The following is a 23,784-nucleotide window of genomic DNA, read 5'->3' as shown; positions in this document are numbered from 1 at the left end:
GTCTCAATGTTCGCCACGCAGCCAGAAGGCCCGCTGCGAGGCGAAGCGGTCCTGCGCCAGAATATCCTTCAGGGCCGGCAGCAGCGCATGCAACTCGTCCTTCAGCGTGAAAGGCGGATTGACGATGATGAGACCGGAGCCTGTGAGCCCGGTGAAACTGCGATCGCTTTTGACGATCAACTCCGCGCAGAGCATCTTCGGAATTTCGAGCGCCTGCAGTGCCTCGTGAAACGGCTTGATCGGCGCATCCTTCTTGATCGGATACCAAAGGCAATAGGTGCCGCCGGGAAAGCGGCGCCAGGCTTTGGCCAAGCCTTCGATCAGCCGCTCATATTCGCCTTCCTCTTCGAAAGGCGGGTCGACGAGCACGATGCCGCGCTTCTCCTTTGGCGGCAGATGAGCGCCGAGCGCCAGCCAGCCGTCCAGCTCGGTAACGCGGGCATGGTGATCGCCTTCGAAGAGGCGGTGTAGCCGCTGGAAATCATCCGGATGCAGTTCCATCGCCGAAAGCCGGTCTTGCGGGCGAAACAGCATGCGGGCAAGCTTCGGCGAGCCGGGATAGAGCCTGACGCCGCCCTCGGGGTTCAGCTCGCGGATGGTGGCAAGATAGGGCTCCAGCAGGTCCGCCACTTGCGGCACCAATTCCGCCTCCAGCACCTTGCCGATACCATCTCGCCATTCGCCGGTCTTCTGCGCTTCTTCGGAGGAGAGATCGTAAAGCCCGATGCCGGCATGGGTATCGAGAACGCGAAAGGCCTTGTCCTTGTTCTGCATGTAGCGGACGAGGCGGGCGAGGATTGCGTGTTTCAAGACATCGGCAAAATTGCCCGCGTGGTAGATGTGCCGATAGTTCATTGTCGGTGAAGTCCGCATGAATTGTTGAGATGGGCCGGATTGTCTCTAGTGGCCGGTCTCCGCTTGAAATATACAAACCTCATGAACATTGCGACCCCTATCCAAGCCAAATCGCGCATCGGGCACACAGCCTGTCCGCATGACTGTCCCTCCACCTGCGCGCTGGAGGTCGATCTGACTGAAGACGGCAGAATCGGCCGGGTTCGCGGCGCCAACGATCATTCCTATACCGCCGGCGTCATCTGCGCCAAGGTCGCCCGCTATGCCGAACGGCTTTATCACCCCGATCGTCTGATGAAACCGCTCCGCCGTGCCGGCGCCAAGGGTGAGGGGCGCTGGCAGGAGCTCTCCTGGGACGATGCGCTGGACGAAATCGCCGAAGCCTTCATCAAGGCTGAAGCGAAGGACGGCAGCGAGGCGATCTGGCCCTATTTCTATGCCGGTACGATGGGCTGGGTGCAGCGCGATTCCATCGAGCGGCTGCGCCATGCCAAGCGCTATTCCGGTTTCTTCTCATCGATCTGCACCAATCCGGCCTGGACCGGCTTCACCATGGCGACGGGCGTGTTGCGTGGCCCCGATCCGCGCGAGATGGGCCGTACTGATTGCGTCGTCATCTGGGGCACCAATGCGGTTGCCACCCAAGTCAACGTCATGACCCATGCGGTGAAATCCCGCAAGGAACGCGGCGCCAAGATCGTCGTCGTCGATATCTATGACAATCCGACGATGAAGCAGGCCGACATGGCTCTGATCGTCAAGCCGGGCACGGATGCGGCGCTTGCCTGCGCCGTCATGCACATCGCCTTCCGTGACGGCTATGCCGACCGCGATTACATGGCCAAATATGCCGACGATCCCGCCGGCCTGGAAGAACACCTGAAATCGAAAACCCCGGCATGGGCCGCGGCCATAACCGGCCTCTCGGTCGATGAGATCGAAGCCTTCGCCAAACTCGTGGGGACGACGAAGAAGACCTATTTCCGGCTCGGCTACGGCTTTACCCGTCAGCGCAATGGCGCGATCGCCATGCACGCGGCAGCGTCGATCGCGACGGTGCTCGGCTCTTGGCAATATGAGGGCGGCGGCGCCTTCCATTCGAACAGCGATATCTTCCGCATGGATGCGAGCGAGCTGACCGGCCGCGCCATGAAGGATATGGATATCCGCATGATCGACCAGTCGCAGATCGGCCGCGCCTTGACCGGTGATGCCGTGGCGCTGCGTCATCGCGGTCCCGTGACCGCCATGCTGATCCAGAACACCAATCCGGTGAATATCGCGCCAGAGCAGCGGCTGGTGAAACGCGGCTTCGCCCGTTCCGATCTCTTCGTCGCTGTGCACGAGCAGTTCATGACCGATACGGCTGACATGGCCGATATCGTCATCCCCGCCACCATGTTCGTCGAGCATGACGACATCTATCGCGCCGGTGGCCAGAACCACATCCTTCTCGGGCCGAAGCTTGTCGAGCCGCCGCCAACCGTGCGCAGCAATCTCTTTGTAATCGAGGAGCTCGCCAAACGCCTCGGCGTTGCGGATTGCCCCGGCTTCGGCTTCTCCGCTCGCGAGATGATCGACCGGGTTCTGTCCAGAAGCGGTCTGCCGGACTATGATTATTTCCTCGAACACAAATGGTTCGATCGCCAGCCGGATTTCGAGGAGGCCCATTTTATCAAGGGTTTTGCCCATCCCGACGGCAAGTTCCGCTTTCGCCCCGATTGGACCAACCAGCCGGCGCCGAACCGTCCGCCAGCATCGGTCGGATTGCTCGGGCCGCATGTCGAGCTGCCGGAGTTTCCGGATCAGGTCGATGTGATCGAGGTGGCCGATCCCGAGCATCCGTTCCGGCTCGCGACCTCGCCATCGCGCAACTTCCTGAATTCCAGTTTCGCGGAAACGAAGACGTCGCGCCAGAAGGAAGGGCGTCCCGAGGTGATGGTCAACCCGGCCGATGCCGAACGGCTTGATATTGTTCATGGCGAGCTGGTTCGCATCGGCAATACACGCGGCAATATCCGCCTGCATGCGCGCGTGACAGCGGAAGTGAAGCCGGGCGTGCTGATCGCCGAGGGCCTCTGGCCGAACAAGGCTCACGTCGATGGTGAGGGCATCAATGTGCTCACCGGCGCCGATCCGGTCGCGCCATATGGCGGCGCGGCTGTCCACGACAACAAGGTATGGCTCCGCAAGGATATGGCATGAGTGAATTCGAAAAGGCGAAAGCCGAAATCGTCAGCGAAAGGACGCTGGCGGATCAATGGACGCGGCTGAGCACATTTGAGGTCGACTACACGGATTCGCAGGGCGAAAAGCATCGCCTGAAGCGCGAGGTCTATCACCGCACGCCGGCGGCCTGCATCCTGCTTTATGATCCAAAGCGCGAAACGGTGATACTCGTCCGGCAATACCGTCTTCCGTCCCATCTTGTCGGTCTTCCCGACCGGATGATCGAGGTGCCCGCCGGCCTGCTCGATGGTGACGATCCGGAGGCCGCGATCCGCCGCGAAGCCATGGAAGAGACCGGCTTTCGCGTGCGCGACGTCCGCTTCCTCTTCAAATCGATGACGTCGCCCGGTTCCTCGACCGAGGTTATCCATTTCTTCGCCGCGGTGATCGATACGTCCGACCGTGTAGCCGATGGTGGCGGCCTTGCGGAGGAGCATGAGGATATCGAGGGGCTGGAAGTTCGCCTGTCCGATGCAATGGCGATGATCGAGAAGGGCGATATCTATGACGCCAAGACGATCATGCTACTGCAATGGGCGGCTTTGAATGTCGCCAGCTTGAGATAGACTAACGGGTGAGCGGGAGCTTTGTAAAAACTCTGCTCGCCATTCATCACAATGTCACGAATCGAGCTTACCGGGGCGTGCTGGCCGGAAACATTCGAATGTTTCCGAGCCTCCTTCGATCATGGACGCTGTTTCAGGAGAAAGCCGATGTGGCTCAGCAATTTCACGCTCGTTCTTCCCAATGAAGTCGTCGAGAGAGGCGCCGTGCGCATCGAAGACGGCGTGATTGCCGAAATCCGCTCGGAGCCGGTGGAGCAGCCGACGTTTGATGGCGGCGGCCGCTTGCTGATGCCAGGCTTCGTCGATCTGCATTGCGACATGGTGGAGCGCGAAATCGCGCCGCGGCCAAATGCGATGATGCCGATCGATTTCGGCATTCACGAGCTGGACAAGAAGCTGGCGGCCGCTGGCGTCACCACCGCTTTCGCGGCGCTCTCCTTTGCGACCGAAAGCGTCTACGGCCACGTCCGTTCGCTCGAAACCACTTCGGCAGTGATCCGTGGCATCGGCAGCCTGCGGGACGAGCTTCTGATCGACCATCGTGTCCACGCACGCTACGAAATCACCAATCTCGGCGCGGCTCCGACCCTGGAGCGGCTCCTGGAAGAGGGCTCCGTCGATATGGTTTCGCTCACCGACCATACACCGGGGCAGGGGCAGTACAACGACATCGAAAGCTACATCCGCAGCATGTCCGAGCGCCGGTCCATGTCGCGTGAGGCGGCCGAGGAGGTCGTGGCAAAGCGCATTGCGCAGCGCGAGGATCCTGAGATCGAGCGCAAGCTCCATGAAGTGGTCGACCTTGCGCTGAAGCACAAGCTGTCGCTCGCCTCGCATGATGACGACAGCCCCGAGAAGGTGGCGGCGATGCACGATCTCGGCGTGACGATCAGCGAATTTCCGGTGACCGGACCGGCGGCGGAGGAAGCCTGCCGCCGCGGTCTCTGGACACTAATGGGCGCACCAAACGCGCTGCGCGGCCAGTCCATGTCCGGCAATCTCAGCGCGCTGGATGCGGCGCGATCCGGTCTACTCGGCATCATCGCGGCCGATTATCACCCGGCCGCCTTCGTGCCGGCTATTTTCAAGATTGCTGATGTTGTCGCTGGCGGTCTGCCGGCGGCCGTTGCGACGGCAACCGCCAACGCCGCCCGTTCCGCCGGCCTGACGGATCGCGGCGAAATCGCTGTCGGCCAGCTTGCCGATCTGGTCGCCGTCGAGCCCGGCTCGGTTCACCGCATCCGCGCCACCTTCCGCGGCGGCCGCATCGTCTATAGCGACGGCACGCTGCATCCGCTGATGGCAATGGCGGCTTGAGGGAGGCATCTGGCATCCCCCTCATCCGCCCTTTGGGCACCTTCTCTCCGAGGGGAGAAGGGGTTTTTGCTAGACGCACCAGCTCGACAAAAGTATCTCGCTAAGAGGGTGACGTTTCCACCTTCTAATGGAGTTACACAGTCCCGGACGAGATTAGCTTCGTTATTGAAAAGGCAGCATCCGAAGCACTTCCACCTTCTCCCCTTGGGGAGAAGGTGCCCGAAGGGCGGATGAGGGGCTGTTCGAAGCCAGAGTTGCGTAATTATTCCGCGTCTCCAAGCAGTGACAAAATCTGCCGCTCATCGACAGCAGTCGCCTTGCCAAAGCTCACGGCCTTGCCATCTTCCATCCTGACCTTGCCTTCCGCCAGCAGCCGCAGCGATTGCGGATAGAGCTGATGCTCGACCGTGAGCACGCGGGCGGCAAGGCTGCCGGCGGTATCGTCGGTTAAGACGGGCACGGCAGCCTGGCCGACGACAGGACCTTCGTCCATGCCTTCGGTGACGAAATGCACGGTGCAGCCGGCAATGCGCATGCCCGCGTCAATGGCGCGCTGATGCGTATGCAGGCCTGGGAAAAGCGGCAGCAGAGAGGGATGGATGTTGATGATCCGGCCCTTGTAGGCCTGGATGAAGCGGCCGGAGAGCAGCCGCATATAGCCGGCAAGGCAGATGATATCGGGCGAGAGGGCTTCCAGCTGCGAAAGGATCGCCTCTTCATGGGCTTCCTTGCTGGGAAATTCCTTGCGGACGAAAGCGAAGGTCGCAATGCCTTCCGCCGCAGCCTTCGCGAGACCACCGGCATCCGCCTTGTCGGAGATGACACCGACGATCTCTGCCGGGTAGTCCGCTGCCTTCGTGGCCTTCAGAAGAGCCAGCATGTTGGAGCCGCCGCCCGAGATGAAGACGACGACGCGTTTGCGCGGCGTGGTCATAGAGCGAGCGTGCCCTTGTAGACGGTGCCGGGAGCGCCTTCTTCGCGAGCGACCATGCGGCCGAGCGTAACGACGGCTTCGCCTTCTGCCTCAAGCACGGCCTTCACGGGCTCAACGTTCTCGGCAGCAACGACCACGATCATGCCGATGCCGCAGTTGAAGGTGCGCAGCATTTCCTTCGCTTCGACGCCGCCCGTCTTGGCAAGCCAGGAGAAGACCGGCGGCACCTTCACCGCGGCAAGATCGATTTCAGCAGCCAGATGCTTCGGCAGTACGCGCGGAATATTCTCCGGAAAGCCGCCGCCGGTGATGTGTGCAAGTGCCTTCAGGGCGTGGGTTTCGCGGATGGCGTTGAGCAGCGGCTTCACATAGATGCGCGTCGGTGTCAGCAGCGCTTCGCCCAGCGCCTTGCCTTCGGCGAAGGGAGCCGGTGCATCCCAGCCAAGACCGGAAAGCTCGACGATCTTGCGCACCAGCGAGAAGCCGTTGGAATGAACGCCTGACGAAGCGAGGCCGAGAATGATGTCGCCTTCGGCAATGTCGCCCGAGGGCAGCAGCTGGCCGCGCTCGGCCGCACCGACGGCAAAGCCCGCCAGATCGTAATCGCCATGGGAATACATGCCTGGCATTTCCGCGGTCTCGCCGCCGATCAGCGCACAGCCTGCATCACGGCAGCCGGCCGCGATGCCGCCCACGATCGCCGCACCTTGATCCGGGTCGAGCTTGCCGGTGGCAAAGTAATCTAGGAAAAAGAGCGGCTCAGCGCCCTGGACGACCAGATCGTTCACGCACATGGCAACGAGATCGATGCCGACAGTGTCGTGATAGTTGGCATCGATCGCGATTTTCAGCTTGGTTCCGACGCCGTCATTGGCAGCCACCAGCACCGGATCGATAAAGCCGGCGGCCTTGAGATCGAACAGGCCGCCGAAGCCGCCGATTTCACCATCGGCACCCGGCCGGCGCGTCGAACGGACGGCAGGCTTGATCTTTTCGACCAGCAGGTTGCCGGCATCGATATCGACGCCCGCGTCGCTATAGGTCAGACCGTTTTTTCCAGACTGGCTCATGCTTCCGCCTCCGATGGCCGCCCGTCCATTATGACAGGGCTTTGATCGGCTCGCCATTGCATGATAGGGGCCTTTATGCAAGGCGCAAGCGCCGCAAACCCTTCGATTTTCCCCGCTTCCCATTGCTCAAGGCAGATTTCCGGCCGCAGGCTTGACCATAATTGCGGCATCATCCTATGTCCTAAGCACACGGCAAACGGGCGCGAAACAACGGGGAAGACGATGGAGCAAAAGGTCAGCGGGGCGAGCCTCAAGCGTCAAGTCACCTTCTGGGTGATCGTGCTCGTCGTCTTCATCGCCTTTATCTATATCTTCAGCACGATCCTGCTGCCGTTTATCGCTGGCATGGCGGTAGCCTATTTTCTCGATCCGGTCGCCGACCGGCTGGAGCGGATCGGCCTCAGCCGCCTGATGGCGACGGTGGTAATCCTGGTCTCCTTCATACTGATCTTCGCGCTGGCGCTGACGATCTTCATCCCGATCATCGTCAATCAGTTCAACGATTTCATTCAGCACATTCCGACCTATGTGCAGCAGATCCAGCAGCTGATCGCCAAGGCGCAGACGATGGTGCTGCCGGATTGGATCCGCAACCAGCTCGGCGCGATCAAGGACAATTTCTCCAGCATCATGTCCGAAGGTTTGAGCTTCGTCGGCGGCCTGTTCGCGCAGCTCTGGAGCTCTGGCAAGGCGCTGGTCAACATCATCTCGCTGATGGTCGTCACACCCGTCGTCGCCTTCTATATGCTGCTCGACTGGGATCGGATGGTCGCCAAGGTGGACGACTGGATCCCGCGCGATCATGTCGCCACCGTTCGCCAGATCGCTCGCGAGATCGACCAGGCAATCGCCGGCTTCATTCGAGGGCAGGGTTCGCTCTGCATTATTCTCGGCGTCTATTACGGCGTCGGTCTCTCGCTGGTTGGCCTGAATTTCGGTCTGCTGATCGGCCTCTTCGCCGGCATGATCAGCTTCATTCCCTATGTCGGCTCGATGGTCGGCCTCGTTCTGGCCGTCGGCGTCGCACTGGTTCAGTTCTGGCCGGATTATCTCTGGGTCGGCCTGACGCTCGTCGTCTTCTTCACCGGCCAGTTTCTGGAAGGCAATGTGCTGCAGCCGAAGCTTGTCGGCGAAAGCGTGGGCCTCCATCCGGTCTGGCTGATGTTCGCCCTTTTTGCCTTTGGTGCGCTTTTCGGCTTTGTCGGGCTGCTGATAGCGGTCCCGGCCGCTGCCGCCTGCGGCGTTCTTGTCCGCTTCGCCCTTTCGCGCTACCTTCAGAGCGATCTCTATTATGGACGCTCGGAAGCGGGCAAGGCGCGCAGAGCCAAGGCCGGCAAGACCGAGAATAGCTAGACATGACCGACGCAAAGAACGCTGATCTAAGGCGCAAGGCCGCCGAGCAGCTGCCCTTGGCCTTTACGCATGATCCCGCAAACGGGCGCGACGATCTGCTCGTCGCCGATCCCTTGAGCGCGGCGGTGAAGATCGTCGATTCCTGGCCGCACTGGCCGTCGCCGGTGGTGATCCTGGCCGGTCCTGTCGGGTCGGGCAAATCGCATCTTGCCAGCATCTGGGCAGAGCGATGTGGGGCAGTCCACATTCACCCGGTGGCCGGCTCCGCTGCGGCAGTTGCAGCGGCGAACGGCCCCGTCATTTTCGAAGACGTGGATCGCCTCGGTTTTGACGATACCGAGCTTTTTCATGTCATCAACAGTGTGCGCGAAAACGGCACCAGTCTTCTGATGACGAGCCGGCTCTGGCCGATGTCGTGGCCGGTGACGCTGCCCGACCTGCGCTCGCGCCTGAAGGCGGCGACGGTGGTCGAGATCGGTGAGCCGGACGAGGAATTGCTGTCGCAGGTGATCGTCAAGCTATTCGCCGATCGCCAGCTTTATATCGATGACAAACTCGTCCTCTATATCGTCAATCGCATGGAGCGTTCCCTGAACGCAGCGCAGCTGATCGTCGACAGGCTGGACCGGCTGGCATTGGCGCGAGGAACAAGGATCACGCGCCTGTTGGCAGCCGAGGTCTTGAACGAACTGGGTGGCTCCGGTCAGCCGGATTGAGCTGACATCGACTGTCACAGTTCCGTCGTCAAACTGATATACGTGGCACAGGATTGGAAAGAGGGTAGGTGGAACATGGACTCGGCACTCACGGAACATCAGGACGCCAACCAGGAAAATCCAGAGACCGCACCTGCGGTCAGCGAATTGCTGACCAGCCCCGAGCGCTTCATCAACCGCGAGTTCTCCTGGCTGCAGTTCAACCGCCGCGTCCTTGAAGAGACGCTGAACACCGCCCATCCGCTGCTGGAACGCGTCCGCTTCCTTTCGATTTCCGCCGCGAACCTCGATGAGTTCTTCATGGTGCGCGTTGCCGGTCTTGAGGGCCAGGTCCGCCAGAAGATTCTCGTGCGCACCCCAGATGGCAAGACGCCGGCCGAACAGCTCGATGATATCCTGCGCGAGATCGACAATCTGCAGATGGAGCAGCAGGCTTCGCTCGCCGTCCTGCAGCAATATCTCGCCAAGGAAGATATTCTGATCGTACGCCCGGCCGCCCTTTCCGATGCCGACCGACAGTGGCTCCATACCGAATTCGAACAGGCGATCTTCCCGGTCCTGACGCCGCTCTCCATCGATCCGGCCCATCCGTTCCCGTTCATTCCGAACCTCGGCTTCTCGATCGCGCTGCAGCTGAAGAGCATGAATGGCCGCGAGCCGATGACGGCGCTGTTGCGCCTGCCGCCGGCGCTCGATCGTTTCGTGCGCCTGCCTGACGCCAGCAACGTCATCCGCTACATCACGCTCGAAGATGTGGTGAACATCTTCATCCACCGGCTTTATCCGGGTTACGAAGTGCAGGGCTCCGGTACCTTCCGCATTATTCGAGACAGCGATATCGAAGTCGAGGAAGAGGCCGAAGATCTGGTGCGCTTCTTCGAAACCGCGCTGAAGCGTCGCCGCCGCGGTTCCGTGATCCGCATCGAGACGGACTCCGAAATGCCGCTCGAGCTTCGCCAGTTCGTGGTGGAGTCGCTGAACGTTCCGGGAAACCGCATCGCGGTTCTGCCCGGCCTTCTCGCGCTCAACACGCTTTCCGAAATCTGCAAGGCGCCGCGCGACGATCTGCGTTTCGAGCCCTACAATGCCCGATTTCCTGAGCGCGTCCGCGAACATGCCGGCGATTGCTTCGCCGCGATCCGTGAAAAGGACATGGTCGTCCACCACCCCTATGAATCCTTCGACGTGGTGGTCCAGTTCCTTCTCCAGGCTGCTAGGGATCCTGATGTTCTGGCGATAAAACAGACGCTTTACCGCACGTCAAATGACAGCCCCATCGTCCGTGCGCTGATCGATGCAGCCGATCTCGGCAAATCAGTTACCGCGTTGGTGGAACTGAAGGCTCGATTTGACGAAGAAGCCAACATCCGCTGGGCGCGCGATCTGGAGCGCGCCGGCGTGCAGGTCGTCTTCGGCTTCATCGAGCTTAAGACGCATTCGAAGATGTCCATGGTCGTGCGCCGCGAAGATGGCAAGTTGCGGACCTATTGCCATCTCGGCACCGGCAACTATCATCCGGTTACCGCCAAGATTTACACCGATCTTTCCTACTTCACCTGTGATCCGACGATCGCCCATGACATGGCGAACATCTTCAACTTCATTACCGGTTACGGTGAGCCGGAACAGGGCATGAAGATCGCCGTTTCGCCCTATACGCTGCGTCCGCGCATCCTTCAGCATATCGAAGGCGAGATCGAACATGCTAGGAACGGCCGTCCGGCGGCGATCTGGATGAAGATGAATTCGCTCGTCGATCCCGAAATCATCGACGCTCTGTATCGCGCCAGCAACGCCGGCGTCGATATCGAGCTTGTCGTGCGCGGCATTTGCTGCCTGCGTCCGCAGATTCCCGGGCTTTCGGAAAGGATCCGCGTCAAATCCATCGTCGGCCGCTTCCTTGAGCACAGCCGCATCTTCTGCTTCGGCGACGGTCACGGCCTGCCGTCGGACAAGGCGCTGGTCTATATCGGCTCGGCCGACATGATGCCGAGAAACCTCGACCGCCGTGTCGAAACGCTCGTGCCGCTCACCAACAAGACCGTGCATGAACAGGTGCTTTCACAGATCATGCTGGGCAATATCATTGACAATCAGCAAAGCTACGAGATATTGCCGGACGGGACTTCACGGCGCATGGAAGTGCGTCAGGGAAAAGAGCCATTCAATGCACAGCAGTATTTCATGACCAATCCCAGCCTGTCCGGCCGTGGTGAAGCCTTGAAATCCAGCGCACCGAAACTCATCGCTGGGCTGCTGTCGGGCCGCAACAAATAAATTGGACCTGCATGGTTGAATCAGAAGCCCAGGGGCGTCTTCCGGGCATCGCCCCTGTCTCCGTTGTCGATATCGGGTCGAACTCGGTCCGCCTTGTCGTTTATGAAGGCCATTCGCGGTCGCCAACCATCCTCTTCAACGAAAAAGTGCTGTGCGGCCTCGGCAAGGGCATAGCGCTGACGGGGAAGATGGACGAGGAAAGCGTGGCGCGGGCGCTTGCCGCGCTGCATCGCTTCAAGGCGCTCTCCGATCAGGCGCGCGCATCCACCATCTACGTGCTGGCGACAGCCGCAGCGCGTGAGGCCAGCAATGGTCCGCAGTTCATCCATCAGGCAGAAGCCATCCTCCAGCGCAAGGTGCGCGTGCTGTCTGGCGAAGAAGAGGCACGCTTTTCCGCGCTTGGCATTATCAGCGGTTTTTACCATCCCGATGGCATTGCCGGAGATCTTGGTGGCGGCTCGCTGGAGCTGATCGACATCAAGGACCGGGAGATCGGCAAGGGCATCACGCTGCCGCTTGGCGGCCTGCGCCTCTCCGAATATGCTGGCGGCTCGATTGAGAAGGCGCGCAGCTTCGCGCGCAAGCATGTCAAGACCGCGAAGCTCCTGAGCAAGGGCGAGGGCCGGACATTCTACGCAGTTGGCGGCACATGGCGAAGCGTGGCCAAGCTGCACATGGAAATCCGCAAATATCCGCTGCACATGATGCAGGGCTATGAAGTGCCGCTCGATGAGATGATCCGCTTTCTGGATCAGATCGTCGAATCGAAGGATTCGAAGGACCCCGCTCTGCAGGCGGTTTCCAAGCATCGTCGTTCGCTGCTGCCTTTCGGCGCGGTCGCCATGCGCGAAGTACTGACCGCTATGAAGCCGTCCGTCATCTCCTTCTCCGCTCAGGGCGTTCGTGAAGGTTATCTCTATTCGCTGCTGACGGAGGCGGAGCGCAACAGCGATCCGTTGCTCACCGCAGCCGGCGAGCTTGCCATCCTGCGTGCGCGTTCGCCGGAACATGCCCGCGAGCTTGCCGATTGGACGGGGCGGATGATGCCCTTTTTCGGTATCACCGAGACCGAAGAAGAGAGCCGCTATCGCCAGGCAGCCTGCCTGCTTGCCGACATCAGCTGGCGCGCCCATCCCGATTATCGCGGCCTGCAGGCGCTGAACATCATCGCCCACACCTCCTTCGTCGGCATCACCCATGCCGGCCGCGCCTTCATCGCACTTGCCAACTACTATCGCTTCGAGGGTTTGAACGACGATGGAGCGACCGAGCCGCTGGCAACGATCGCGACGCCGCTCTACATCGAGCGGGCCAAGCTGCTCGGCGGCCTGTTGCGTGTCGTCTATCTCTTCTCGGCGTCAATGCCCGGTATTGTCCGCAACCTGTCGTTCCGCCGTTCGACAAATCCGGATCTAGACCTCGAATTCGTCGTCCCCGCCGAGTATCACGATTTTGCGGGCGAGCGACTGGATGGGCGCCTGCAGCAGCTCGGCAAGCTTACGAACCGCCGCTTGGCCTTCCGCTTCGAATAGGTTTTTTGAAGCCTCTCCCCGCAAACCAGGGAGAGGCCGTTTCGCCGCGACTTATTTCGCGTTCAGGAAATCGCCCACTTCAAGAAGGCTGAACTCGTTGTCGTCAGCCTTATCGACGGCACGGCCTGCCGAGAAGGGCAGATTATTGTCATTGCCGATGACGATATGTGTGGCATCGACGCGATCGACATTCTCGATCGTGACGAAGGGCATGTCGTAAAAGCCTTCGCCGCCGCCCTGGCGACGCTTGTGATCGGGATCTTCGATGCGCAGCAGATCGATATAGCCGATCTTGCGAACGGACTTGCCGACATTGGCGTCGCTGAACTCGATCTTATAGACGCGCTTCAGCTCGACCGGAGCCTCGAAGCAATCCGGCTTCGGCTGCTTGGGATCGGCGCAGGCCTTGTCCTTCGTGCCGGCGCCGTTGTCGCGTTCGATGACCAGGGCCGTCGTCTCGTCGAGCATGTTGAAATCGCCGATCGACACACCCTTGTCCGCGAAGGGATAGAGCCAGCTGCGGCCGGTCCAGCTCTTCGACGCAACATCGAATTCGATGACACGGATGGCCGTCTTGCCGTCGACGCTCTCCATCTGGCCGTCATCCTTGTAGATCGGGCCTTCCAGCAGACCGTAGAGCTTGGAGCCGTCCTTCGACATGGCGAGGCCCTCGAAGCCGCCGGAGCGCTTCAGGTTGAAGGCCGGCATCTTCTGCGTGGGGTTGCCGGGCAGCTGGATCAGCGGATTGTCAGGAGACAGGACCGGCTTGCCGTCGAGCGTCGTTGCGAAGACGTCGGTCAGCTGGCCGTTCGTGTCGAATTTCAGCAGGTAAGGGCCGAATTCATCGCCGATCCAGAAGCCATCGGCAACAGGTTGGATCGATTCGATGTCGAAGTCGGCGCCTGTCAGGTAACGCTTGTCGGCGCCTTCCATAACGATCGGGAAGGGGGCCTTCTTGTTCGGGTCGGACAGGAACAGATTCTTGACGACCTCGACCTTGCCCCCGTCCCAGTCGAATTTCAGCTGATGCAGGAAAAGCATCGCGTCGGAAGAGTTCTGCTTGGAGCCGAAGCCATTGTCGGAGAGCGTCCAGAAGGTGCCGTCGGGCATGGTCTTGATGCCGGAGAAGCCCTGAATCGGCTGGCCGGCGAAGGGCAGCTTCAGGTCGGTGACGCGGGCGCCATCCTTGCCCGGCACGGTGCCGAGAGCGTCGGTGCGCTTGCGATCCGGCGTGGTGAATTTGCCTGACGTTTTCAAGAAATCTGCCGCATCGGCTGGGGCGGCAGTGATGGTGTTGGCCGGCAGGATCGCCTGGCCGACGAGCTTTGCCTTGAATTGCTGCTCGTCTGCTTGCGCCGAGGCGGCAAGCAGAATGAAAAGTGCCGTGGAAGCGGAAAGGATTCGGGTCATTATGTCACCTTGTTGGCGAGAAGTGGTGAAAACAATCCCGCTTAACAGGGGAGCCATGTCGGTGAATTAACGCTCAGGTGAAGATTTGGTGACTGTGGACAACCCATAGGCTGTGAAGCCCTGGCGTGCATCAATATCGGACTGCAGCTAGCGATGTGTATTGCTCACGATATATTGCGAATGGTCTTCAGCGCCTGCTGGTCCTGCGCGTGAAGGGCGATGACGCCAAGGTGCTGATCGCGGCCGCGAACGGCATGTTCACCGAGCTCTTCCTTGATGACCCCTTCGGGAAGCTCCATCCTTCTGGCAAGGTCGCTTGAAATCAGCACCTGACGCTCCAGCGTTTTGCAGAGAGACTCCAGCCTTGCGGTCGTGTTCACCGTGTCGCCGAAATAGGCGATCTTGTGGTGGTCGACGCCGATTTCCGCCGTCACGATGCTGCCGCCGTGGAGAGCGGCCCGCAAACGCGGTACCCTGCCATAGGATTTCAGCCATGTTTCGGCGTTTTTTTCGATATCGTCGAGGATATTGAATACGCAGCGCACGCAATTGGCATTCTTGACGCCCCGTTGGAGCGGCCAGGTGATGATGGCGGCATCGCCGATATAGTCGTCGATCGCGCCCTTATGCCGCCGTACCGGCTCGGCCATGGAACCGAATACCGCACCGAGGAATTCCTGCGTTTTCAGGTCGCCATGTTCCTCGGCAAAAGCAGTCGAGCCGACGAGATCGATGAACAGAAAGACGCGCTCCTCCTGCACCGGATTGCGGTAGCGGCCGGTCAACAGGCTGGAGAAGACGTCGCGCCCAAGCAATTCCCGCACGCGGCCGATGAAAATGACAATGGCGGTGACGACGACAGCATAAAGATAGACGTCTATCTTCAGCAGCGTAAGATCTTCCCAGGAGCCATCGACCAGCCCCAGAAGCTTCATGATACTGCCCGCCATGGCGTAGCCGGCGCTCATCAGCAGGAAATCGACGACCAGGGCCGAAAGGATGAAAGCCGGCGTCGGCAGCCGATGCATCCAGTCGTTCAGCCGCGGCAGGATCATGCGGCGTTCGAAGACCAGCAGCGGCATGCCGCAGAACAGCGCAAAGACTGCACCGATGTACATCGGCGCCTGTGGGAAGAATAGCTTGCCGTAGATGACGCCCGTCGAAGCGACGAATAGCGATGTCAGGATCCAGTTGCGCATCGAATGGAAGATGCCCATTCACTTTTCCGCCGAGAAGCGACGCCTGTCATCGACGCGGGATTGCGCCGGCAAACTGGAACGTCATCGAATAGAACGATTACACAAGACGTTCATTTCACGAGATTTGCGGCGCAATCGTGATGGCAGCCGGTATCTCGATGCGCGAATCATACGCAATCGCAAGGCGTCGGGAAAGGAGAATGTCGCTGCTAGAGGGCGACGGTCTCGATCCGCTTGCCGACGAAGCGCAGGGCCACTTGGCCCTGGATCAGCTGCAGGGCAGTCTCGCCGAAAAGATCGCGCCGCCAGCCGGTCAGAGCCGCAACATCGGCCTTCTCGCCCTCAGCGGCGATCTTGTCGAGATCGTCGCTATTGGCGATGACCTTCGGCGCAACGCCATGCTTTTCCGCAATCAGCTTCAAAAGGACCTTCAACAGTTCGGAAGCCGCTGCCGTGCCCTCGGGAGCCTGCTGGTGGCGCGGCGGATGCGGCATTTCTGCCTTCGGCAGCGCCAGCGCCGCGTTGATCGCTTCAAGCACCGCCGTGCCGGCGGCAGAGCGCTCCCACCCCTTCGGAATGGTGCGCAGACGCGCCAGCGCTTCGGTATCCTTCGGCTGCTGCTGCGCAATCTCATAGATCGCGTCATCCTTCAGCACGCGGGCGCGCGGAACGTTGCGGGCGCGCGCCTCGCGTTCGCGCCAGGCGGCCACGAACTTGAGGACGGCCAGCTCCTGCGGCTTGCGTAGCCGCATCTTCAACCGCTGCCATGCATCGTCCGGATGCAGGTCGTAGGTCTCTCGCGCTTCGAGGATCGCCATCTCCTCCTGCAGCCAGGAGGCGCGCCCTTCGCGCTGTAATTGCTCCTTGAGCGAGAGATAGACGTCGCGCAGATGCGTCACGTCGGCGAGTGCATAGTCGAGCTGCTTTTCCGAGAGCGGGCGCCGGCTCCAGTCGGTAAAGCGCGAAGATTTGTCGATATGGACATTCTTGATGCGGCTGACGAGCTGATCGTAGGAAACCGAATCGCCGAAGCCGCAGACCATCGCCGCAACTTGGGTATCGAAGATCGGATGCGGAATGAGATTGCCGCGATGGAAAATGATTTCGATGTCCTGGCGCGCAGCATGAAACACCTTCAAAACCGATGGATTGGCCATCAGTTCGAAGAAGGGTGCCAGATCCAGCCCCTTGGCCAGCGGATCCACCAGCACTTCGGTGGTGGGGCTTGCCATCTGTATCAAACACAGCTCCGGCCAGAAGGTCGTTTCTCGCAGGAATTCCGTATCGATGGTGATGAATTCCGACTTGGCCAGCTCTTGGCAGGCCGCCTCCAATTGGGCGGTAGTTTCGATCATATCAACACATTCAATGGTAAAATACTTTCTTAACTTCCTTCTCCTTTCAGCCGGATATGTCAATACTTTCGCGGACAAAGCCCTTGCCGCATTTCGCTTTTCGCTGAAATTGCCGGAAACAGAGATGGCTTTGACCAAGGCCACTGGAAATTGAAGAGGCTTGCAACCGGCTAGGCCACCCGCACGTAACTCGTCATGCCCGTCTTCTGGTGTTCGATGATATGGCAATGCAGCAGCCAGTCGCCGGGATTGTCGGCGACGAAGGCAAGCTGCACCTTTTCATCCGGCTGGATCAGATAGGTATCGGAGACGAAGGGCTGCACCTGCCGCGTCGAAGAGGAGATGACGGTAAAGCTCATTCCGTGCAGGTGGATCGGATGGCTGTGCGGCGTGACGTTTTCCATGTCTATGATATAGCTCTTGCCGAGCTTGAGTTCGGCAAGCGGCGCGGTCGGATCGGGCGTATCGCCCGGCCACGGCACCTTGTTGATCGCCCAGAAACTGTAGCCGAGCGAGCCGCAAATGCTGTTGTCGGCGGTATTCTCCGCCGTCGAGCTCAGGATCAGCGGAATATGGGTGGCGGAACCGAGATCTACTTTCTGCACGGGATTGTCTTCAAGCGGCGCCAGATCGCGCATGTCTCGCTTCAATGATGCGCCCACGGCGCGTAGCGTCGCCAGCACCTTCGGATTGGTCCCTTTGATGTCCTCGAGCTTGACGACCGCGCCTTCGCTGTCGGGCATGCGCACCGCAAGCTCCAGCCGCTGTCCCGGTCCGAGCTGCAAAAGATCGAGCGGAAAGCGCTGCGGCACGGGATTGCCATCGATCGCGATCACAGTCGCCTCGGCGCCGTCCATGCGGAAGGAATAGATGCGCGTAACGTCGGTGATGGCAATGCGCAGCCGCACCAGCCCGCCGGAAGGCGCGTCATATTGCGGCTCCTGCTGCCAATTGGCAGTTCGCACCGTGCCGTAGGTGCCGGACTTGGCCGCATCCCGCGGCTTGAATTGCGCGATGAACTGGCCGTCGCTGCCGATCCGCCAATCGCGCAGATTGAGCACTACTTCCGAATCGAAGGCGGGATCCTTGGGGTTCTCGACCACGATGACGCCCGTCATGCCGTGGCCCATCTGCTCCAGCGTATTGCAATGTGGATGATACCAGAAGGTGCCGGCGTCCGGCGGCGTAAAGGCGTAATCGAAATGATCACCGGTATAGATGTAGGGCTGGGTGAGGAAGGGCACGCCGTCCATATTGTTGGGCAGACGAATGCCGTGCCAGTGAATGGTTGTCGGGTCGTCTATGCCATTGACGAGCCGGGCGGCGAAAGCTTCACCCTTCTTCATGCGCACGACCGGCGGCATGCCGGCGTCCCCATAGGTGAGCACGTTCTTGGTTTTGCCGCCGTCGGTAAGGTTTGCCTCGATCTTGGCCGTCTTCAGCGTGAGTGGCTCGGCGGCGGCCGCCTTGCCCGCAAACTTCCCGGCGATCCCGATACCGACGCCGTAAGCGCCCGCAACGGCTGAAGCTTTCAAAAGATTGCGGCGGGTAAGGATCGGCATGTCGGGCTCCGGGGGCGAAGATATATGGATGTCTGTTTAAAGTTGACCGTGATGTTCAGCAATAGCATCGAGGTAGCCAAACTGCCGCAGCAGCTACTTGCGGCTGTCGATATGTTTATCGTCATGCTGGATCTCGATAGAGCCGTATGCTTTCCTGGACGCAATCGCCAAAACAGGAGGGCGCATGCGCCGCGACGTACCGGCTCGACTGCGCCAATTCGCGAAAACAATGCGCAGTGATGCCACCAAGGCTGAAAACATGCTTTGGCAGGCCTTGCGTCGAAGCCAGCTTGAGGGATTCAAATTTAAGCGACAGGTTCCGATCGATGGTTACATTCTCGATTTCGTATGTTTCGAGGCGCGGCTCATTGTCGAGGTCGACGGTGCCCAACACGCCGAAAGCATCGGGGATCTAGCGAGAGACGCACATTTCTCGAAGCAGGGCTTTCGTATAATGCGAGTCTGGAACCATGAGGTCACAACAAATCTTGAGGGAGTCTGCCTGACGATTCTGGCAGAGCTGAAAAATAGCGGAGAATGAACAGGAGGATGAAGCTGGTGCAGGTCTATCTCGCCCTTGGCGGGCGAGAAAGCAATTTCAATGGTTTAGGAATTGCGAACTGGGAGCTGCGACGCTTTCCAAAGCGCAGCGCAATTTCTAAGTCATTGAAATTGCAAGAGCGGGGGTCCTCTTCTCGCTCGTATAATTCAAAGATTGGGTGCACCCCTACCTACCCCCTCTCTTGCAAAAACTAAGACTTAGAAGAGGGGCGAGCCCTCATCTAAGTCTAAGTTTTTGCTTTCTCGCCCGCCGGGGGCGAGATAAGCCATGCGTTCGAGCCTTGACAAATCGGGCGCACCATGCGCTTTTCCGCCCGATTTTCTCGTCGGCGGGCGAGGGGTCTGTGTGTCCTTTCGCCGCCGCCCGCCAAGTCCAGGATATATATTATGCATCGCTATCGCAGCCACACATGCGCCGCCCTGCGCAAGTCCGACGTCGGTTCGACCGTCCGTATTGCCGGCTGGGTTCATCGCGTCCGAGATCATGGCGGCGTGCTGTTCATCGATCTGCGCGATCACTACGGCATCACCCAGGTCGTTGCTGACCCAGATTCTCCGGCATTCAAGCTCGCCGAAACCGTTCGTGGCGAGTGGGTCATCCGCATCGACGGCCTCGTTAAGGCCCGTACGGAAGACACCGTCAACAAGAACATGCCGACCGGCGAGATCGAGCTTTACGCCCAGGAGATCGAAGTCCTCTCCGCCGCCAAGGAGCTGCCGCTGCCCGTTTTCGGTGAACCGGATTATCCGGAAGACGTTCGCCTGAAGTATCGCTTCCTCGATCTTCGCCGCGAAACGCTGCACAAGAACATCGTCAAGCGCACGCAGATCATCTCCTCCATGCGCCGCCACATGGGCGATGCCGGCTTTACCGAATATACGACCCCGATCCTGACGGCATCGTCGCCGGAAGGCGCGCGCGACTTCCTGGTGCCGAGCCGTATCCACCCCGGCACCTTCTACGCGCTGCCGCAGGCGCCGCAGCAGTACAAGCAGCTTCTGATGGTTGCCGGCTTCGACCGCTACTTCCAGATCGCGCCGTGCTTCCGCGATGAAGACCCGCGTGCCGACCGTCTGCCTGGCGAATTCTATCAGCTCGATCTCGAAATGAGCTTCGTAACGCAGGAAGACGTCTGGAACACGATGGGTCCGCTGATGACCCAGGTCTTCGAAGAGTTTGCAGACGGCAAGCCGGTCACCAAGGAATGGCCGCGCATCCCCTATGACGTCGCCATCCGCAAGTATGGCTCCGACAAGCCGGACCTGCGCAACCCGATCGTCATGGAAGCCGTTACCGAGCATTTTGCCGGCTCCGGCTTCAAGGTCTTCGCCAATATGATCGCTTCCAACCCGAAGGTCGAAGTCTGGGCAATCCCGGCCAAGACCGGTGGTTCGCGTGCATTCTGCGATCGCATGAACGCCTGGGCGCAGAGCCAGGGCCAGCCGGGCCTCGGCTACATCTTCTGGCGCAAGGAAGGCGAGAAGCTCGAAGGTGCCGGCCCGCTCGCCAAGAACATCGGCGAAGAGCGCACGGATGCGATCCGTACCCAGCTCGGCCTCGATGATGGCGATGCCTGCTTCTTCGTCGCCGGCGATCCCGCCAAGTTCTATAAGTTTGCCGGTGAAGCCCGTAACCGTGCCGCCGACGAACTGAACCTGATCGATCGCGATCGCTTCGAGCTGTGCTGGATCGTCGACTTCCCGTTCTTCGAATGGAGCGAGGAAGAAAAGAAGATCGATTTCGCTCACAACCCGTTCTCGATGCCGCAGGGCGGTCTCGAGGCGCTGCAGAACCAGGATCCCCTGACGATCAAGGCGTTCCAGTACGACGCCGTCTGCAACGGCTTCGAAATCGCGTCGGGCTCGATCCGTAACCAGTCGCCGGAAACCATGGTCGCCGCCTTCGAAAAGGTCGGCCTTAGCCAGACGGACGTCGAAGAGCGCTTCGGCGGCCTTTATCGTGCCTTCCAGTACGGTGCGCCTCCGCACGGTGGTGCTGCCTTCGGCATCGACCGTATCGTCATGCTGCTGGTCGGTGCCAAGAACCTACGCGAGATCTCGCTCTTCCCGATGAACCAGCAGGCACAGGATCTGCTGATGGGCGCTCCTTCGGCCGCAACGCCGACGCAGCTGCGCGAATTGGCGATCCGCCCAGTGCCGCCAGTCAAGAAGGACTAAGTCCTTCAAGAGCTTGTCAAAATGCAAAACCCGGCGACCGAAATGCCGGGTTTTTTGCGCTTGATTAGACGACCAACCTAATCGTTTGATGTGATTTTCAGGTCGATCATCTTCGGGATCGACTCTTTTGCGTTCCTCGCTGCTTCGAGGACGGCTGACATCGGAATGGGTTGGGCAGGGGTGGCGCTAAACATCAGGCTTCTTGGATTGTTGAAGTATTCAATAATCGCTCTTGAAAGCATCCGCTGGAGGTCGGGAATATCAAGCGCAGCTGTTAACTCCTGCATTTCTTTAGCGAAGCGGTTCGCAGATTGCGCGCGCGTCACATGGTCCCATTTACTCACGTAGTCGAATGCGCGGTTGGTGATTGACGCATCGTCAAAGCGAATCTGCGCGCTATTCAACGTCAACTGCTGAACGAACGCGAGAAGCAGCAAATATTTAGCGTTCTTGGTATTCTCATCGTCCTCGGCGCCGGTCAAGGAGGAGTAAAGTGCATCCGTGGTGCTGTAGAGCCCCGGGGTGATGCCCGAGAAACTGAGCTGTACATTCAGTTTCCCCATATTCTCCAGATCAATCGTGTAGTCCGTCAGATCATACTTGCCGGTCGAAAGCTCCCAGCTGCTTTTCATGGAAAATGTCGCGCGCAGATTTTGCAGCCCAAAATATCGAATTGCTTCAGGGCTTACCGGCATTTGAGCTAGGGAGAGATCGGCAACAATTCCATCAATTGTGAAACTGGAATCGACGCCTTTTCCGTCTGGACGTTTCGTTGCGACGGAATCGGCAGCGGATATGGAGAAAAACTTTTCACCGACTTTGAGGGCAGACACCGGGCCAGCATGTGCGTGATAAGTGAATACTGAGTCGATATCACTCAACGTCGCATTTGCGGGAATTTCGAGATCTTCCACCCTTAGCCCCGTTGCATTCGCACTGAAGTCCTTTTGTTCTATTGTAATATCGGGAATGAGCACCTTCTTGATTGCATAACCGCCCGTCCGTTCGGTCACGTCGGTCATGACGACATCTCCGAGGCTAATGGCGGTTCTTCCTCGCGGCATATATCTCACGTTTTTCAGAACGACGGTTGAACCGTTAACATCGACGCTTCCGGCTTCGACTGAGTCGCCTATTTGCGCGACCATGGCGTTGTTTAGCTTCTTGAGGACGTCGGCACCGTCGAGCGCGAAAGCAGAACTCGCTGAGAATAGAAGCCCGACACTGATCGCCGCCCGCCACCTTGCCCGATAGAAAATCATGATGGAGTGTCCCGGATTAAAAGTGTACATCTGAAACAATAAATTGCTTATCATTGCAAGCAATAGGATTCATTTTATTGAAATGCAAACATTGGTTGCATTTGTGGCGGCGACATATGTTCGCGTTGCTCAATTTCATGAAATACAAAAACCCGGCGACCGCAATCGCCGGGTTTTTGCTTGTCTGCTGATATCAGTTAGATTGCGGCATAGACCGCTTTCGCCAGGTCGATCGTGAATTGCCCCCACATGCCTTCGAGCGCTGTATTCGTCAGCGCGACCACCGTCAGGCCCTTTTGGGCATCGACGAACCAGCTGTGCCCATAGACACCGCCCCATTTGATCGTGCCAGCCGAGAAGGGGACCTGAGCGACGAAGGGATCGAGGACGACGGACCAGCCGTAACCGAAACCGAAGCCGGCCTGCTGGGCCTGCATGTGGCCGCCTGCCTGATCTGTCATCATGGTCTTCACCGTATCGGCCGACAGCAGCGGTGCTCCACCCTTTCTGATCGTGTCCAGAATGGCAAGGATATCGCTTGCCGTTCCGGCCATGCCGGCGCCGCCGGAGTGGTAGGAAGCGGGATCGAATACCCTGTCGGGTGCAAAGCGGATCGTGCCGTCGAAAATCGGAACGAGAGCCTCGTCCCCCATCCGTTGCGGCTCGGGAGCATCATTCACATAGGCGGCTGCCAGGCGGCTGCGGTCGCGCACGTAGAAGGCCGTGTCGGAAATGCCGAGCGGCTTCATGACAAGATCGGCAACTGCATCGCCGAGCCGGCCGCCGGTTTCCTTCTCGATGATGCCGCCAAGGACATCCATCGCCAGCGAATACTGCCAGTTTTGGCCGGGCGCGAAGAGAAGAGGGGCGCTGGCGAGGCGCTGGAGGTTGTCTGCCAGCGAACGACCCGGTGTGTCCAGCCCGTCGGATACGCCAGCCGTGTGATAGGGGCCGTCTTGCGCCTCGGCGAATGTGTAACCCAACCCGGAGGTATGGGTGAGAAGATGTCGAATACGGATAACGGCTTCGCCGCCATCGGGCAGACGCGGCCGGAAATCCGGGAGCCATTTGGTGATCGGATCGTCGAGACCGATGCGGCCCTGTTCGACGAGCCGCATGGCGGCAATGGTGACGATCGGTTTGGTGACGGAAGCAAGGCGGAAAATAGCGTCTTCCCGCATTGCGACTTTGTTTTCGCGATCCGCCAGACCGGCGGCGCGGGTGTAGACCAATTCTCCGTCCTGAGCGATCAGAACGACGGTCCCGACCAGCCTTTTGTCGGCCAGCGCGGAATCGATTGCAGCATCGACGCCTTCAGCGAGGCTGCCGTCGGTGAGAGGAACGGAATTTTCCAGTGGAAGACTCATGGGGAAAAACCTTATATAATCACAATGACCATTCCTGAATA

General features: G+C 59.6%; 18 protein-coding genes. 9 read left to right on the top strand and 9 right to left on the bottom strand.

The genetic code is table 11. From position 1 onward, the window contains the following. Positions 1-3 precede the first annotated feature (3 nt). Positions 4-855 carry a 23S rRNA (adenine(2030)-N(6))-methyltransferase RlmJ gene (locus GDN47_RS12190; RefSeq protein WP_145631652.1) on the bottom strand — a complete coding sequence of 284 codons (852 nt, stop codon included), beginning with the start codon at positions 853-855 and terminating at the stop codon, positions 4-6. 81 nt (positions 856-936) lie between these two features. Here GDN47_RS12190 and GDN47_RS12185 point away from each other — a divergent pair, with 81 nt between their 5' ends. The 3 genes from GDN47_RS12185 to GDN47_RS12175 all read left to right on the top strand — a co-directional run bounded on the left by GDN47_RS12185 (position 937) and on the right by GDN47_RS12175 (position 4,967). Then, the gene (locus tag GDN47_RS12185) at positions 937-3,060 is read left to right on the top strand and encodes a molybdopterin-containing oxidoreductase family protein (protein ID WP_233789900.1); all 2,124 of its coding nucleotides are present in this window, start codon (positions 937-939) and stop codon (positions 3,058-3,060) included. Continuing rightward, entirely contained in the window at positions 3,057-3,650 is a 594-nt protein-coding gene (locus GDN47_RS12180) for an NUDIX domain-containing protein (protein WP_145631647.1), read from the top strand. The genes GDN47_RS12185 and GDN47_RS12180 overlap by 4 nt, the downstream gene beginning before the upstream one ends. Before the next feature lie 147 nt (positions 3,651-3,797). Beyond that, on the top strand, positions 3,798-4,967 hold the full coding sequence (locus GDN47_RS12175; RefSeq protein WP_145631645.1) for an alpha-D-ribose 1-methylphosphonate 5-triphosphate diphosphatase: 1,170 nt from the start codon (positions 3,798-3,800) through the stop codon (positions 4,965-4,967). A 262-nt stretch (positions 4,968-5,229) separates the two neighbouring features. Here GDN47_RS12175 and purN read toward each other — a convergent pair whose 3' ends face one another. Both purN and purM read right to left on the bottom strand, forming a co-directional pair. Next, entirely contained in the window at positions 5,230-5,901 is a 672-nt protein-coding gene (gene purN, locus GDN47_RS12170) for a phosphoribosylglycinamide formyltransferase (protein ID WP_113354697.1), read from the bottom strand. Next, positions 5,898-6,971: a phosphoribosylformylglycinamidine cyclo-ligase gene (gene purM, locus GDN47_RS12165; protein WP_145631643.1), complete on the bottom strand. Its 1,074-nt coding sequence runs from the start codon at positions 6,969-6,971 to the stop codon at positions 5,898-5,900. Before purM ends, purN begins: the two co-directional genes overlap by 4 nt. A 222-nt stretch (positions 6,972-7,193) precedes the next feature. On the opposite strand from purM, the gene GDN47_RS12160 reads away from it, so the two are divergent. The 4 genes from GDN47_RS12160 (at position 7,194) to ppx (ending at position 12,849) form a co-directional block, all read left to right on the top strand. After that, positions 7,194-8,324 (top strand): AI-2E family transporter, encoded by a 1,131-nt coding sequence (locus GDN47_RS12160; RefSeq protein ID WP_113329052.1) that lies wholly within the window; start codon positions 7,194-7,196, stop codon positions 8,322-8,324. A gap of 2 nt (positions 8,325-8,326) precedes the next feature. Further along, positions 8,327-9,040, top strand: coding sequence for a DnaA regulatory inactivator HdaA (gene hdaA, locus GDN47_RS12155; RefSeq protein ID WP_113329051.1), 714 nt, complete (start codon positions 8,327-8,329; stop codon positions 9,038-9,040). Between the two features lie 75 nt (positions 9,041-9,115). Further along, positions 9,116-11,317 carry an RNA degradosome polyphosphate kinase gene (locus GDN47_RS12150; RefSeq protein ID WP_145320502.1) on the top strand — a complete coding sequence of 734 codons (2,202 nt, stop codon included), beginning with the start codon at positions 9,116-9,118 and terminating at the stop codon, positions 11,315-11,317. 11 nt (positions 11,318-11,328) lie between these two features. Beyond that, entirely contained in the window at positions 11,329-12,849 is a 1,521-nt protein-coding gene (ppx, locus tag GDN47_RS12145) for an exopolyphosphatase (protein ID WP_113329049.1), read from the top strand. A 51-nt stretch (positions 12,850-12,900) separates the two neighbouring features. Here the strand turns inward: ppx and GDN47_RS12140 are convergent, their stop codons facing one another. The 4 genes from GDN47_RS12140 to GDN47_RS12125 form a co-directional block, all read right to left on the bottom strand. Continuing rightward, on the bottom strand, positions 12,901-14,259 hold the full coding sequence (locus GDN47_RS12140) for an esterase-like activity of phytase family protein (protein ID WP_152093466.1): 1,359 nt from the start codon (positions 14,257-14,259) through the stop codon (positions 12,901-12,903). A 164-nt stretch (positions 14,260-14,423) separates the two neighbouring features. Then, positions 14,424-15,476, bottom strand: a complete 1,053-nt coding sequence (locus GDN47_RS12135) for an adenylate/guanylate cyclase domain-containing protein (protein WP_145631638.1) — start codon at positions 15,474-15,476, stop codon at positions 14,424-14,426. Positions 15,477-15,667: 191 nt separating this feature from the next. Next, positions 15,668-16,813 carry a ribonuclease D gene (rnd, locus tag GDN47_RS12130; RefSeq protein WP_113329047.1) on the bottom strand — a complete coding sequence of 382 codons (1,146 nt, stop codon included), beginning with the start codon at positions 16,811-16,813 and terminating at the stop codon, positions 15,668-15,670. Positions 16,814-16,983: 170 nt separating this feature from the next. Then, positions 16,984-18,375: a multicopper oxidase family protein gene (locus GDN47_RS12125; protein ID WP_113501532.1), complete on the bottom strand. Its 1,392-nt coding sequence runs from the start codon at positions 18,373-18,375 to the stop codon at positions 16,984-16,986. Positions 18,376-18,559: 184 nt separating this feature from the next. Here GDN47_RS12125 and GDN47_RS12120 point away from each other — a divergent pair, with 184 nt between their 5' ends. Together GDN47_RS12120 and aspS are read left to right on the top strand one after the other, a co-directional pair. Continuing rightward, positions 18,560-18,916, top strand: coding sequence for an endonuclease domain-containing protein (locus tag GDN47_RS12120; protein WP_113329045.1), 357 nt, complete (start codon positions 18,560-18,562; stop codon positions 18,914-18,916). Positions 18,917-19,323: 407 nt separating this feature from the next. After that, a complete protein-coding gene (aspS, locus tag GDN47_RS12115) occupies positions 19,324-21,114 on the top strand; it encodes an aspartate--tRNA ligase (RefSeq protein ID WP_113354703.1) in 1,791 nt (596 codons plus the stop codon). Between the two features lie 77 nt (positions 21,115-21,191). Here the strand turns inward: aspS and GDN47_RS12110 are convergent, their stop codons facing one another. Beyond that, on the bottom strand, positions 21,192-22,376 hold the full coding sequence (locus GDN47_RS12110; RefSeq protein ID WP_145320494.1) for an aq_1923 C-terminal domain: 1,185 nt from the start codon (positions 22,374-22,376) through the stop codon (positions 21,192-21,194). A 197-nt stretch (positions 22,377-22,573) separates the two neighbouring features. Then, positions 22,574-23,743: a serine hydrolase domain-containing protein gene (locus GDN47_RS12105; RefSeq protein ID WP_152093465.1), complete on the bottom strand. Its 1,170-nt coding sequence runs from the start codon at positions 23,741-23,743 to the stop codon at positions 22,574-22,576. Positions 23,744-23,784: the final 41 nt, after the last annotated feature.

Source organism: Martinezella dioscoreae (assembly GCF_009176305.1).
GTDB lineage: Bacteria > Pseudomonadota > Alphaproteobacteria > Rhizobiales > Rhizobiaceae > Rhizobium > Rhizobium dioscoreae.
The sequence above is the reverse complement of the archived record's forward strand: the minus strand, read 5'-3'. Positions and strand labels throughout refer to the sequence as shown.

Coding starts and splice junctions, on each gene's coding strand:
- GDN47_RS12190 (WP_145631652.1), bottom strand. CDS start 855: ATGAACTATCGGCACATCTACCACGCGGGCAATTTTGCCGATGTCTTG.
- GDN47_RS12185 (WP_233789900.1), top strand. CDS start 937: ATGAACATTGCGACCCCTATCCAAGCCAAATCGCGCATCGGGCACACA.
- GDN47_RS12180 (WP_145631647.1), top strand. CDS start 3,057: ATGAGTGAATTCGAAAAGGCGAAAGCCGAAATCGTCAGCGAAAGGACG.
- GDN47_RS12175 (WP_145631645.1), top strand. CDS start 3,798: ATGTGGCTCAGCAATTTCACGCTCGTTCTTCCCAATGAAGTCGTCGAG.
- purN (WP_113354697.1), bottom strand. CDS start 5,901: ATGACCACGCCGCGCAAACGCGTCGTCGTCTTCATCTCGGGCGGCGGC.
- purM (WP_145631643.1), bottom strand. CDS start 6,971: ATGAGCCAGTCTGGAAAAAACGGTCTGACCTATAGCGACGCGGGCGTC.
- GDN47_RS12160 (WP_113329052.1), top strand. CDS start 7,194: ATGGAGCAAAAGGTCAGCGGGGCGAGCCTCAAGCGTCAAGTCACCTTC.
- hdaA (WP_113329051.1), top strand. CDS start 8,327: ATGACCGACGCAAAGAACGCTGATCTAAGGCGCAAGGCCGCCGAGCAG.
- GDN47_RS12150 (WP_145320502.1), top strand. CDS start 9,116: ATGGACTCGGCACTCACGGAACATCAGGACGCCAACCAGGAAAATCCA.
- ppx (WP_113329049.1), top strand. CDS start 11,329: ATGGTTGAATCAGAAGCCCAGGGGCGTCTTCCGGGCATCGCCCCTGTC.
- GDN47_RS12140 (WP_152093466.1), bottom strand. CDS start 14,259: ATGACCCGAATCCTTTCCGCTTCCACGGCACTTTTCATTCTGCTTGCC.
- GDN47_RS12135 (WP_145631638.1), bottom strand. CDS start 15,476: ATGGGCATCTTCCATTCGATGCGCAACTGGATCCTGACATCGCTATTC.
- rnd (WP_113329047.1), bottom strand. CDS start 16,813: ATGATCGAAACTACCGCCCAATTGGAGGCGGCCTGCCAAGAGCTGGCC.
- GDN47_RS12125 (WP_113501532.1), bottom strand. CDS start 18,375: ATGCCGATCCTTACCCGCCGCAATCTTTTGAAAGCTTCAGCCGTTGCG.
- GDN47_RS12120 (WP_113329045.1), top strand. CDS start 18,560: ATGCGCCGCGACGTACCGGCTCGACTGCGCCAATTCGCGAAAACAATG.
- aspS (WP_113354703.1), top strand. CDS start 19,324: ATGCATCGCTATCGCAGCCACACATGCGCCGCCCTGCGCAAGTCCGAC.
- GDN47_RS12110 (WP_145320494.1), bottom strand. CDS start 22,376: ATGATTTTCTATCGGGCAAGGTGGCGGGCGGCGATCAGTGTCGGGCTT.
- GDN47_RS12105 (WP_152093465.1), bottom strand. CDS start 23,743: ATGAGTCTTCCACTGGAAAATTCCGTTCCTCTCACCGACGGCAGCCTC.